The sequence below is a fragment of the Acinetobacter sp. Ac_5812 genome (assembly GCF_013072695.1).
GTDB lineage: Bacteria > Pseudomonadota > Gammaproteobacteria > Pseudomonadales > Moraxellaceae > Acinetobacter.
In genome coordinates this window covers 13196-26362 of record NZ_LXUK01000026.1, presented here as the reverse complement: position 1 = coordinate 26362, position 13167 = coordinate 13196, and the positions used below count along the sequence as shown (strand labels likewise).

Sequence of the window (13167 nt, the reverse complement as noted above, 5' to 3'; positions counted from 1 at the left end):
GATAAACCTTACTCGGCGGTTACGTCCTGCGCTTAAAAAAGACGAATTACTTTGTGCCTTGCCGGCGTTGCCATTCCTCGGCCAGCAGCTGGGCTTGCTGTAACTGTTCGGGCTTCATTTGAGCTGCATAGTCTGCAACGACTTTTGCTGCTGTCGGTTCTCCCGACGCTGCGGCCAGACTCATCCACTGGTATGCCTGCACCTGGTCGGGCGCGATGTCGGTAAGACCCTTTGCAAACAGCTGGGCCAGCCTGACTTGAGCCTGCGTGTGTCCCTGCTCGGCAGCGAGGCGGTACCACTTGAAAGCCTCTGCATCGTTGGCAGGAGCCGCACGCCCATTCTTATACATACCGTCGACTTCACTTCCGCAGAGCGCACCATTTTATAGTTTATTTTGATCTGCGATACTCCATATTAATATTGAAAATATATAAAATTCCTCTGTACACGACAAATTTCATAGGACCCTTGTCCTATCAGGCTTTTTCTTTCTTAAAATTGCTAGCACTTTCTTAAATTCTTCTTTTTTTCCAAAACCAATCAAACGTAGAATAGCCATTTGAACATAGTCCAAACCGTAGCGAAATAAACTTACTGAAAGTCGTCCATGCTTCTTTATTTTTATCGCTTTTTTCCGATCATGTTGCCATTCACCTGTTAAATAGCACCAACAGAAACCGATAGCTAGCACTGCTATCAATTTCTTGACTCGTCTAGGGTCTGTTAAACGAGTATTTTCAAGATTGAATCCACGTCCTTTGAGACAACTAAATAACGTTTCGATTTCCCAGCGTAATGCATAATCACGAATAGCAGAAGCATTAAACATAGGAGAAACAACAAGTAAAAGTTCTCCATCTTCTAATCGTAGCGCACTAATATACAGTTTCACTCGACCAACCCAAATACGTCGTTTACGACATTCAGTTTGACCAACTTGAAGATGACGAAATAAATCACTAATTTTATGATTCTTGGCTAAGTGATTGGTCACAATAAAGTTTTTTTAACACGTATACAAAAGTTAATGTCATTTTCAATTAACCATGTAAACCATTTCTCACCGATAAATTCTCTGTCTGCGAACACATTCACAATACGGTCTTTACCAAAAATAGAGATAAAGCGTTGAATCAAAGCAATACGCTCTTTTGTATCTGAATTTCCACGTTTATTGAGCAATGTCCAAACAATAGGTATGGCTATTCCACGATAGACGATGGCTAACATCAAGATATTGATATCTCGTTTTCCCCATTTCCAATTAGTTCTATCCAAAGTTAATTGGACTTTATCGAATGAAAATATATTGAAAATTAACTGAGAAATTTGACGATAATCGAAATACTGATCTGCAAAGAAGCGTTGTATACGTCGATAAAATGATTGTGGTAAGCACTTGATGGGTAAGGCTTTAGATGCAGAAGAAAGATTACATGTCTGTTTTACAATTAATGCAAGCATAATCAGTGTAAAACATTTTGCATGTGACTTGTTCCACTTTAGATATTTGTTTAAGATGAGATGTAACTCATTGAAATGTGTCATCATATTCGTCGTCAGAAAACAAGTATTATGCCATTATTTCAATGAGTTATCTTTTTTTGTCGTGTACAAAGATAAAATTCAATAAAATGAGAAATACAAAGTCTAAATCAATCTTATAAATTCTCTTGTGAGCTAATATTTTTTACAGTATAAATTACAGTACAAACTTTTATACACAAAAAATTGTACTGTAAAAATGCCAAAAATAGTCAAAAGCCTTACTGATAGTAAGATCAAAAGCCTTAAAGCTGATCCAAACAAACACCAACGAATTTCAGATGGTTTGGGTCTTTATTTGTTCATTCACAAAAATGGCTATAAATATTGGAAATTTGACTATAGTCGTCCATACACTAAAAAACGCAATACCATTAGTTTTGGTATATATCCAACGACTGGCCTCGCTGAAGCACGGATTAAAAGAGATGAAGCCCGTACCCTTCTCTCTCAAAATATCGACCCACATGTCGAAAAGGTCAGAGTTAAGAATGAGATATTAAATGCGAACAATAATACTTTCAAAAATATTGCAAATGAATGGATGGCAAAACAAGACTTTGCCGAATCAACAATTAAAGGACAACAACGCTTATTAGAAGTAATTAATCAGCATATTGGACAAATTCCAATTCATGAAATTAGAGCTATGAATGTCCTTAAAGTTTGTCGGATTTACGAAAAAGAAGGAAAGTTAGAGACGGCTAAAAAGGTTAAAGTTAAATGTGGTCAAATTCTTCGTTATGCAGTTTCTATAGGGCTTTGTGAGCGTGATATTACTCAAGATTTAAAGGGAGCCATCTCTCCTCCTAAAGTCAAACACATGGCTGCTTTGATAGAACCTAAAGATTTTGCCTTGCTCTTAAGCGATATTGATCATTATGAAGGTTCAGCAATCACACGATATGCCCTGCGTATTGCCCCTTTGGTTTTTGTTCGTCCGGGCGAATTAAGACATGCTAAGTGGCAAGATATCGACTTTGAAAAAGGCTTATGGAGTTACACGCCTCCAAAAACAAAATCAAAAACAGGCGTTCAGCATATTGTCCCGCTATCAACTCAAGTCATCTATTTACTTTCTGAACTTGCCCAAATAACACAAGCCAAAAGTGAATATGTGTTTCCTGCGACCACTTCAAACTTAAAGCCGATGTCAGAAAATACCATCAATCAAGCTTTACGTCGCTTAGGCTATACCAGTGAACAAGCATGTGGACATGGTTTCCGTGCTTCTGCACGTACAATTTTAGAAGAGGTTTTAGAATTTCCGATTGAACTGATTGAGCAACAGCTTGCCCATCAGGTAAAAGATATGCATGGTCGAGCTTATAACCGTACCAAGCATTTAGATAAGAGAAAAGAGATGATGCAGAAATGGTCAGATTATTGTTCTCAGTTGAAAGAACTAATATCTAATTAACTTAGATCAACTACTTTCTTTTATTTTGCGACGAATTTCTTTTTTCCATTTTAATACGTTTTCTTGTTGTTTATTGAGGAGAACTCCAAGCATGTAAGCAGTGATTGCTGCACCAATTAATGCAATGCCACTTTCATAATTAATATCCAGAACGAACTCCAATATACTTTCTGACAAGAAATCTAAAGTACCAGAGAATTTAAAAAATTTAGCAATAGCAACAACTACTATTCCTAACAATGATCCAGTCCATAAGAAGATTTTATGAATATTGATTGGAGAGTCACTTGCTCTATTTGATCACGGTATTTTCGATAATAATCAACCTCATCATTGGTCACTTCATGTGATGCCTTAAATAATAATTTAACAAATAATGTATCTTGATTAAGCTTTGATTTTTTATTCATAAAAGCCATAAATTATAAATTTCTAATATTACTGGCATTATCTCCATTAATGGGTAACAAGTCTAAAAATCTTCAGCCCATGTATAGATGGTTTAAGTAAAATCGATACTCATACGCTAAATTTTGTATTTAAGTATAAATATTTAAACTCCCCCATTTTAAGTTACTATCCCTAAAGATTAGTGATACTAGGGTAGGTGAATTAAAAAAAATTTATCTTACAGAATTAAATAATATCAATAGACCTCTTTCATAAATCAAAAAACGATCTTCTTTTGGGTTAATATTTGCACTGCAGATTTCTTAGTATTCGTGCATAATTTGCGGATGAAATATATCGATTCAAAGAAGCTTTCTGAAACACAGTTCAAGCGATATACTGGCATCTCTTGGTCAACCTTTAATTTAATGGTTGAGCAACTGAAAATGCATGTTTCTGCCAAAGGCAGGCCACCTAAATTGAGCTTAGAGGATCAGATCCTCCTTTGCTTAAGTTATTGGCGTGAATACCGAACATTGTTCCATGTCGCAACAAGTTATGCCGTTTCAGAGCCTACTGCTTCAAGAATCGTACGCCATGTAGAGGATTGCCTGATTCAGTCCAAATTATTTAATTTACCAAAGCATTTGCCTGAAGGTGAAGGCATTGACTGGAATGTGGTGCTTGTAGATGCCACAGAAATTCCAATGCAAAGGCCTAAAAAAACAGAAGAAAAGCTATAGTGGCAAGAAAAAGACTCACACCTTCAAAGTACAGGTTATCATTCATTATCAAACTCAAAAAATCCTGAGTTTATGCACGAGTCGTGGAGCAGTACATGATTTCGAACTCTTCAAACGTAACTTGAATCAGATTCCTGCAGGAACCTTTGTTCTTGCGGATAAAGGTTATCAAGGGATTTATAATCCGAATAGCCTGTTGCCCTTAAAAGCCAAAAGACGCTGTAAATTGGATCCTGAACTCAAGATTTATAATCAGGAAATCAACAAAAGAAGAATTGGAATTGAGCATGTATTTGGCAGTTTGAAAACCTTCAAAATCCTTGCTGAGCGATATCGCAACCGAGGCAAAAGGCTCGGTTTGAGATTCAATTTAATTGCTGGAATTTATAACTTTGAGTTGAGTAAAAAATGACTTATGAAAGAACTCTAATATCATATTGAATTTAAATAATTATTACCAACAAATCTACTTCAAACCATCCAAAATTAGTAATGCTGCTTGCTCTATTTGCTTTTGTCTTTGTTTATCCGTGACACCTTGAAGGCTGAACCCCCAATAAGCTTCAAATAAACAAACTAGTACATACGCAGCTGAACTAATTGCCTCTAAAGTTGCATTTGGAAACTCTTGAGCTAATTGATTCTCAAAATCTGGAAGCCAATGTTGCGTCCAAAGATTATGAAGCAACTTTTGAATAAAAGGATTTCTAGCACTTTGAGCAACCAACTCGAACCACACTATCAAATCATCGTGACTCCGATAAACTTCAGGTGTAAATAACATGACTATTTGTTCACTTAATGGTTTTCCACTAAAACGATGAAGAATTTCAGTTCCCATTTTCGCAATATAGTGTTCAATAAAAGCATTCATTAACTCTGCACGTGTAGAAAAATAATGAAGTACTAGTGTGCGTTGCATGCCTGCTGCTTCTGCTACTTTGACAAAAGTAATTCCTTCTAAACCCTCCCTCGCAACAACCGAAACGGCAGCTTGAAGAATTTGATAAGACCGTTCATGCACTTTACTCGGTCGCCCGATCTTGTTTTCTATCATCGTCATAATTTTTTAAAAAAGCTGTTTACTAATTAATCATATCATATTATTTTACTGTCATGATAGTCAATTAAAGACAGGAAGTCATATTATGAAAATTCTCGGACTTGATGCTGGTAGCGAAATGGAAGCTACAGCAGCAAAAATCTTAACAAACAACGAAATGATACATGCCGCTATTATGGAAATTATAAATATCTGTGGGCTAGTTGCCTGTATTGTGCTAGCACTTTCAGGCTGGATTTACGGTGCTAAATTCATCAAGAAGAATAACTTTCTTCTTGGTTTAGAGTGGTGGATTATTGCTTTTTCGGCTACGAACTTTGTTTCCTACATGCTGACCGGCTGGGAAGTTAGTTATTCCATTACGATGTTTCTTGATTCATTCTCACGGAGTTTCGGTATGCCAATTATTGCGGTACTTGGCCTGATGGCACTTACCCATAATTTAAAGCCATCTACTCTCAATGAAGTCATACTGTTCGCTGTCGCATTCGCTGGTACTTTTGTTGTCTTTACCGCTGATTTCTTTAATGAATTACGTCCTTACTTTTACGTCATTATGTGGTCAATTTTTACAATCTATCTCTGCTATTTCATTTTCCGTTTAGCACAGGCTGGAGAAAAGTTGCATGCGTTCGCTACAACGATTACAGCAGTATTCGGTCTAGCAGTGGCGATTGTCTATGATTTTTTCCCGATACCTGGCGATGACACTTTCATGATTTTTATGACTTGGGCTTTTATTACTTGGACTTATGCGGGGATTCAGTTGTATTACGCCTATGCTGCCCTTGAGCGTTCGCAGTTTGTTTCAAATCAATCTTTTGTTCCAGCTCGTTAGAAAAATAAGATCACAAGAATTTGTTTATTACTGTGTAATGACTGAAAGGGATATTAAATGAATCGTACAAATGAACAAGTGAATCACAGCAATCCTTCACCACTACCATTTCGACTTCTTGGAGGCTGGATAGAACAACCAAGTGATCTTCAACCCAAACTTGAAGGTTCGATGACAGCCGACGTGATCGTAGTTGGGGCTGGGTTTGCAGGCCTATCTACAGCGCTTGAGCTAACTGCTCGTGGTGCAAAAGTCGTCGTACTTGAGCAAGAGTTTGGTGGTTTTGGTGCCAGTGGGCGTAATGCAGGATATTTGCTAGGCAGCATGGGAATTGAATTTGAAATGTTTGCTAAGCGTGTCGGTATTGAACATGCTAAAAAATTTGTCAATTTCTACGATGAAGCAGTGTGCTATGTCGAGAGACGAATGATCGAATTAGACATCCATTGTGATTACAATCCTTCTGGGATTATCCGCGCTGCTATTGATCCATCACAAGAAAAATGGCTACGACGTAGTATGAAGGTTGGTCATGAATTAGGCTCAATAACTCGTTTCGTAGATCAGGATGAAATGCGTGCTCGAGGGATTCCACCAGCATTTCTGTTTGGGAGCGAGCAACGTGGTGGCACGCTAAATCCTGGTAAATATGTCAGTGGTTTAAGACGTGCTGCAATTCAAGCAGGTGTTAAAATTTATGAAAAAACACCTTTACTTTCATATAGTGAGGGATCAACAATCACCTGTAAAACTGCTCATGGTAGTGCAACTGCACCAATCATGGTTTTAGCTACAAATGCTTTTACTCCACAGTTAGGATTGCTTCGAGATAAGATTGCACCAATACGAGTCTCAGCCATTGAAACACAGCCATTATCACCTCAGCAATTAGCATCACTAGGTTGGCATGGTCGAGAAGGTATTATCACGCCACATCTCACAATGGAAAGTCACCGTTTAACAGCTCACAATACAATGGTATTAACCGTGAAAAAGTTAAACTACGTCTATGGCTCTAAGACACCTAACATACCAGACGATCATGCATATACTGCTTTAGCACGAACATTACACGAGCGTCACCCTACCCTGCGAGGTCTTGGGATTAAACACTGCTGGAGTGGTTACGTCAGTGTTGCATATGACTTTCTGCCTGTAGTTGGTACGACTGGGGCACATCAAAATATCATCTATACAGCTGGATGCACAGGTCATGGGCTTGCCACTCAATCTCTAATGGGTCAACTTCTTGCAGAGAAAATTATGGGAACTGAGAACCCTATTTTGACTGCTTTGTATCACAAGACACCTTCGACACTACCTGAACCATTCCAGTGGTGTGCTTTTCAGACTGCATTCACAGCAGCAGGGTTCTACGATAGTTGGATCGATCGCAAAGCGCGTGTTACAAATACAAGTTCAGTGGTATAAGGAATTCTTTAGCATAATGTATGCCCTTATCACTTTTTAGTGCAAAGGGCTACAACGATCACATCCAGCATACTCATCTCCATGTGAATGTCTCTTTAATAGTATCCAAAGAACATTGAATTTTACGTTGAGCATACTTAATTGGTATAATTTTCAAAATTGCCATGAAACGATCTAACCTCATCGTTACATATAAACTCTTTGAGTGACTAATATAGAATCTCGGTGTATTCATCTTTCATTAGCGCTATCTCTATTTCTGCAAGTACTGACAGCCCACATCTTTCACCTTACTAAACAATCTAACCTCAGACCTCACAAAGCTTGATTCCGTCTAATCCACACAATAAATCAAAGTGTTCTGACTATGTGAGCTTGTAAATGATCCTAATGTTTTCCGCTAAAACTATGAAAAATATTAATACGAATTTCATCAATGTAGTTTTCAATGAACAACATTGATGAATAGAATATGTAAAGAAAATTCACGAAGAAATGGCTGTCATCAATAGAATAAATCACATCCATAAATTGAAAAATAACTAGGTAATATCTAGTTATTCTGCGGAAATATTCCTTAAGATTTATACAACTAAAAAGGGAAAATCTTACCTTTCTAATGATTAAATGAAGAAATTCATTTTTGGGAAAATGACACACTAGAAAAAAATGAGCGGTATGACCGCTCATTTTTTAGAAATTATTTAGAAACGATAACCAATTTTTAGACCATATGCGATTGCATGATTATTTTTAAACTCAGACTGCTCTGCAATTTCCTTAATACCATCAATTGGTAAATAATATGCACCATCTTCACCCTTGGCATCCCCTAACCAATAATATTTGACACCAGCTGCAATAAAATAATTTGGAGCAGGATTGAACTGTGCGCCAACACCCAATGACCATGATCCTTTCATTGGCCCAATTGTCGAAGCAGGATTACCTGTTCCTGAATCCCAACCGACATCAGTGGCAACACCCCATTTTTCTGTCAATTGATGACCTACCCCGATAATTGCAGTGTATTGATCTTTTTGATAAGAATCTAAGTCCACGCCTTCTTTATACGCACCTCCAGTGAGTTCATCTAGAATACTCGCTGTAAGTGCATTATATTGTGTTGGGCGGATATTAAAATCTTTCCAATTGACCCATCTTAAATTCATATAAGCTACTGTAGCTTCAGCAACACCCGTTTGAAAATCAATATTTACTGACTGAGGTGTTTCGATTTTTGTTTTTGCAGGTTCGACATATTGCAAAGGTTCACCAAATATATTTTCATCTGCCTGAAAATTATATTTGATTTTTGAACGATAAGTTACAGCAGCCTTTAGCGCAATCTCTGGCATTTGATAGCTTGCCCCAGCAAGCCAACCAAGCTCTCCTTTTTCTTTAAAATGGACATCATAACCATTAAATGCTTCAGTATAAGCCATTCCTCGTAAAGAAGCTTTACCTCTTACCTCTTGATAAACAGGCCCACCATAGATCTGAAAATTTGTAAAAGGTGAATATCCTAAAATGAAGCTTAAATCCTGACTTTCTATATTTACAGAAGTACCTTCATGACTAACATCATTATCAGAATAACTATTATTTGGGCGAAGTGGATATGCTGTTTTTGCGGCAAACGGTTGGTCATAGAGTATGCCAAAACTGAATTGGTCTGTGAGTTGTAGTTTTAAAGCAGCCGTATAAAATTGAACATTTTGCCCGATATCTCCTGTATCTCGACTTTGATTTTCTCGGGCAAGATTCGGACGATCATGAACTACACCAGAAATAGAAGCATCAACAGCAAATGCATTCGCTTCAAAATAGTTTCCATTTTCTAAAAAGGGCAAGATCGATTGCCCAGACTGGTCAAGTGCTGAAGCTTTACCATGTCCACTTAAAAGCAAACCAACAATACTGAACACAATTGGTGCTAATTTTATCCGACAAATATTAGGGCATGAATGACCGAATCTATTCTTTCGCCGAATTTCTCTCACTGCTGGCAAATATGACATTACAACTGGGATGTCTATGTTTACATTTTTTTTCATGCTCAATCCTTGAATTATAATTTCTAAAAATCACTATAATGATTAGATACTTATCTATCCATCAACTCTATTTCCAATAAAGCAAAAGTGAACAAAATATACACTATTAAAACAATTACACATTGTCAATGACAATGTAATTTTGCAAAAAATTATGCTTATATCTCAGACTTCACCTATAAAGAAATGAGTACTGCATATTCTTGATAACTTGGACAAGCAGTCTTATCTAAACATGAACACCTGTTCTTCTTTTACTTGGACACTTACGTCCATTTATAGGAAATATTATCTTTAATTTTTTCTGAGCAATTATTCAACCATTTTTATTCATAATAAGAAAAACATATAGGATATGCCCTTAAGCAAGACTTTAAGTTGAAGTATTTTCGCTGACATTATTTGTGCTTAAGCAGCTTAAGAACAATGATAAAAAATAAATAAAATTCAAGCTACATAAAAATTCATTAGCACTTGAAATAAATAAATAAAACCGCAATATATTCTTAAAGTTAATTATATCGAGATGCTTATGTTCGACCATGAACAAAAAATTATGATCGATCGTATTGTAAAAGAATTAGAAGAAAATAATTTTGCAATATTTGCAGGTGCTGGTCTATCAGCCCCTGCGGGGTATGTAAATTGGAAAGAACTCTTACGCCCCTTATCTATTGAATTGAATTTAGATATCGATAAGGAAACTGATTTAGTTTCCTTAGCCCAGTATTATGTCAATGAAAATCATGGTCGTAGCAGATTAACTGAAAGGTTAATCGATGAAGTTGGTATAGCTCGAGAACCGACAACTAATCATAAGATTTTAGCTAAGTTACCCATATCAACCTATTGGACAACTAACTATGATGATCTAATAGAAAAATCTTTAGATAATGAAGGTAAAATAGCAGATAAAAAATTTACTAAAAATCATTTATCTCAAACTAAGAAGGGGCGTTCCGCCATTGTCTATAAAATGCATGGTGATGCAAGTCTTCCTGATCAAGCAATTATTACTAAAGATCAATACGAATCATATCCGTTGCACTTTGCACCATTCGTAACAGCTTTGTCAGGAGACTTGGTTTCAAAAACCTTTCTTTTCTTAGGGTTTAGCTTTAATGATCCAAATTTAGATTATATTCTAAGCAGAATCCGAATTCATTTTGAACAAAATCAAAGACAACATTATTGTATTTTTAGAAAAGTTAATCGTGCCGACTACAGTAATGATGAAGATTTTTCATATAATCTTTTAAAGCAAAAGTTTGTTATTAAAGACCTTGCTCGTTTTAGTATAAAAGTTGTATTAATTGATTCATGGAGTGATCTCACTCGTATATTAGAAGAAATTACAAAAAAATTTCGATGTAAAAATGTATTCTTATCAGGTAGTGCCCATGACTTTAGTCCATGGGATCAAACCGCAACGGAATTTTTTCTATCCAAACTAGGAGAAGTTCTAATCCAAGAAGGTTTTAAAATTACATCAGGTTTAGGCTTGGGTATTGGTAATGCATTTATTAGTGGTGCAATTAAAGAAATCTATAATAGAAAATATACAAAAATTGATGACTATTTAACAATGAAGGTATTTCCTCAGTTTGTAGCTGATCCTACAGAAAGAAAAAATATTTGGACAGTATGGAGAAAAGATTTATTAAGTCAGACAGGAATTGCTCTTTTCTTTATGGGAAATAAAATTATCACAGATCCTAAATCAGGCAAACAAACTATTGTTTTGGCAGATGGTATGGATGAAGAATTTCAAATAGCACATGAATTAGGTTTAAAGCTAATACCAATTGGTGCAAGTGGATACAAGGCAAAAGAATTATTTAATCAAATAACTTCTGACTTCGATAAATATTATCCAAATTCCACACCAAAATTTCGAGAAGCTTTTGAGAAACTAAATGAAGAAGTCGATGAACCAAATAAATTGTTATCAAAAATTCATGATGTAATTAAGTTAATTTAAATTGGAGAAAATTTATGGCTAGAAAAGTATTTTTTAGTTTTCATTATCAACCTGATAATTGGAGAGTATCTCAAGTACGGAACATTGGCGTAATTGAGGGTAACCAACCAGCCAAAGATAATGATTGGGAAACAGTTGTGGGTGGTGGTGATACGCAAATTAAACAATGGATATCTGATCAAATGGTGGGAAGAACTTGCACAGTTATTCTCGCTGGTAAGGATACAGCTAATAGAAAATGGATTAATCATGAGATCGTTGAGTCTTGGGATAACGGAAAGGGTGTTGTAGTAATTTACATTCATAACCTAAAAAATTCACAAGGTGAACAATCAGATAGAGGACGAAATCCTTTAGAGTACATAAGACATGGACCTACTGGAAAAAAACTATCTGAAATTGCTAAAGCTTATGACCCACCATACTCAACTAGTAAATTTGTTTATGAGTATATTGAAGATAATATTGATAGTTGGATTGAAGAAGCTATTAAAATAAGGAAAGAAAATTAAGAACTTGAACAAAAAAGATTACAGGTTCATTAGTATTTGAACTCCATTTTTAGAAATAGAAATGGAGTTCTCTTCATATTGAAACTCAATATTAATAAACTGATGTCCTAAATCAGTAAAATTTAGACAACATATTTTTTTTCCTACAGTTTTAGCGTACTCAATTTCCATCTCTACCCACTCAGAAATTATTTTATCTTCAGCGATTACATTATGAGTAATTAACAAAAGGAATATTTCAGATTGTTCTATTCTCTTTTTTAAGACTTCTTTTGTGTAATCACTGATTAGAGTTCTTTTTAGAAAATCCTGATCTGATGTCCAATCATAATAACACGATAAATTTTGAATATTTAAAGCATTTTTGGTGCTTTTAACTAAATCTTGATCCACATAACTATGGGATATAAAAATATCGTACTTTTTCTTAGACTCTACTGAGTTTGAATTGAGAAATTTCACAAGTTCTTGTGGACTATAATCCGGTAAAGTACCATCAATATGATATGGCTTTTTCTTTCCTTTAAAGTTTTTTCTCAACCTTACATATTTACCTAGACTTTGTAAGTGTTGAAAAGCCATTCTTCTAATTTGATTATTTTTTTCTGAATCATTAAGTTTATAAAAAAAAGTTATAGTTTTATCACTATTAAATTTCTTAAGCTCATTAAATATTAGTATTTTTTCCAAATGGGTAGCTCTATGATATATTTGAATAAAAATATCAATATATATCGGCTCTATATCTTGAATATGTTCACAATTTTTTGCAATTAATAATTTTTTGTTAAGGCTTTTATTTAATTTTTTTTCTAATTTTATTAAAGAGTCAGTTTTAAAATTTTCACTGTATTGTTGTTTATGCTTTAATCTTTGCCCATATGAAAGCATATGTTTAACTTTTTGTGAGCTAAAGAAAAAATCTTTAGAGTTTAATATCTTGTATCTTTGTTTTTTTCCTACAGATCTTAAAAAAATGTCTTTTGATCTATAGTATTCATATCTTTCATTTAGCATATGCATTGTGGTGGAAAAATATTCAGAATATAAATCAAACAAAATATCACCATCGTAGATCTCAGGTAATATTTTTTTAATAGAATTTAGCTGATTTGTCATTTGTTTATATATCCTAATATTTTCAGATATATACTTTCTTTTAGCAATACCAGCCATGATTTACTTTC

At 35.1% G+C, this 13167-nt stretch carries 12 protein-coding genes and 1 pseudogene; 7 read left to right on the top strand and 6 right to left on the bottom strand.

Features of this window, described 5'->3' with window-relative positions; genetic code table 11:
- Positions 1–46: 46 nt before the first annotated feature.
- The gene (locus A7P55_RS19840) at positions 47–349 is read right to left on the bottom strand and encodes a hypothetical protein (protein WP_252727905.1); all 303 of its coding nucleotides are present in this window, start codon (positions 347–349) and stop codon (positions 47–49) included.
- Between the two features lie 108 nt (positions 350–457).
- A protein-coding gene (locus tag A7P55_RS19835; protein WP_125625403.1) for an IS4-like element ISAba33 family transposase occupies positions 458–1548 on the bottom strand; the annotation gives its coding sequence in 2 pieces (ribosomal slippage) (positions 458–1008 and positions 1008–1548; 1092 coding nt in all).
- Between the two features lie 196 nt (positions 1549–1744).
- Here A7P55_RS19835 and A7P55_RS19830 point away from each other — a divergent pair.
- The gene (locus A7P55_RS19830; RefSeq protein WP_171553500.1) at positions 1745–2965 is read left to right on the top strand and encodes an integrase arm-type DNA-binding domain-containing protein; all 1221 of its coding nucleotides are present in this window, start codon (positions 1745–1747) and stop codon (positions 2963–2965) included.
- A gap of 6 nt (positions 2966–2971) precedes the next feature.
- Here the strand turns inward: A7P55_RS19830 and A7P55_RS19825 are convergent.
- Positions 2972–3375, bottom strand: a pseudogene (locus tag A7P55_RS19825) (hypothetical protein).
- A gap of 327 nt (positions 3376–3702) precedes the next feature.
- Here A7P55_RS19825 and A7P55_RS19820 point away from each other — a divergent pair.
- Together A7P55_RS19820 and A7P55_RS19815 are read left to right on the top strand one after the other, a co-directional pair.
- Positions 3703–4098 carry a transposase family protein gene (locus tag A7P55_RS19820; RefSeq protein ID WP_171553499.1) on the top strand — a complete coding sequence of 132 codons (396 nt, stop codon included), beginning with the start codon at positions 3703–3705 and terminating at the stop codon, positions 4096–4098.
- Entirely contained in the window at positions 4046–4510 is a 465-nt protein-coding gene (locus A7P55_RS19815) for a transposase family protein (protein WP_171553498.1), read from the top strand. The genes A7P55_RS19820 and A7P55_RS19815 overlap by 53 nt, the downstream gene beginning before the upstream one ends.
- 54 nt (positions 4511–4564) lie before the next feature.
- Here A7P55_RS19815 and A7P55_RS19810 read toward each other — a convergent pair whose 3' ends face one another.
- A complete protein-coding gene (locus A7P55_RS19810; protein WP_171553497.1) occupies positions 4565–5161 on the bottom strand; it encodes a TetR/AcrR family transcriptional regulator in 597 nt (198 codons plus the stop codon).
- A gap of 85 nt (positions 5162–5246) precedes the next feature.
- Between A7P55_RS19810 and A7P55_RS19805 the strand changes: the two genes are divergently transcribed.
- A complete protein-coding gene (locus tag A7P55_RS19805; RefSeq protein ID WP_171553496.1) occupies positions 5247–5999 on the top strand; it encodes a hypothetical protein in 753 nt (250 codons plus the stop codon).
- A 57-nt stretch (positions 6000–6056) separates the two neighbouring features.
- Positions 6057–7430: an FAD-binding oxidoreductase gene (locus tag A7P55_RS19800; protein ID WP_171553495.1), complete on the top strand. Its 1374-nt coding sequence runs from the start codon at positions 6057–6059 to the stop codon at positions 7428–7430.
- Positions 7431–8134: 704 nt separating this feature from the next.
- Here A7P55_RS19800 and A7P55_RS19795 read toward each other — a convergent pair.
- Positions 8135–9487 carry an outer membrane protein transport protein gene (locus tag A7P55_RS19795; protein WP_171553494.1) on the bottom strand — a complete coding sequence of 451 codons (1353 nt, stop codon included), beginning with the start codon at positions 9485–9487 and terminating at the stop codon, positions 8135–8137.
- A gap of 556 nt (positions 9488–10043) precedes the next feature.
- Between A7P55_RS19795 and A7P55_RS19790 the strand changes: the two genes are divergently transcribed.
- Positions 10044–11468, top strand: coding sequence for an SIR2 family protein (locus A7P55_RS19790; RefSeq protein WP_171553493.1), 1425 nt, complete (start codon positions 10044–10046; stop codon positions 11466–11468).
- A 14-nt stretch (positions 11469–11482) separates the two neighbouring features.
- Positions 11483–11980 carry a TIR domain-containing protein gene (locus A7P55_RS19785; protein WP_171553492.1) on the top strand — a complete coding sequence of 166 codons (498 nt, stop codon included), beginning with the start codon at positions 11483–11485 and terminating at the stop codon, positions 11978–11980.
- Positions 11981–11998: 18 nt separating this feature from the next.
- Here A7P55_RS19785 and A7P55_RS19780 read toward each other — a convergent pair whose 3' ends face one another.
- A complete protein-coding gene (locus A7P55_RS19780) occupies positions 11999–13156 on the bottom strand; it encodes a toll/interleukin-1 receptor domain-containing protein (protein ID WP_171553491.1) in 1158 nt (385 codons plus the stop codon).
- Positions 13157–13167 lie beyond the last annotated feature (11 nt).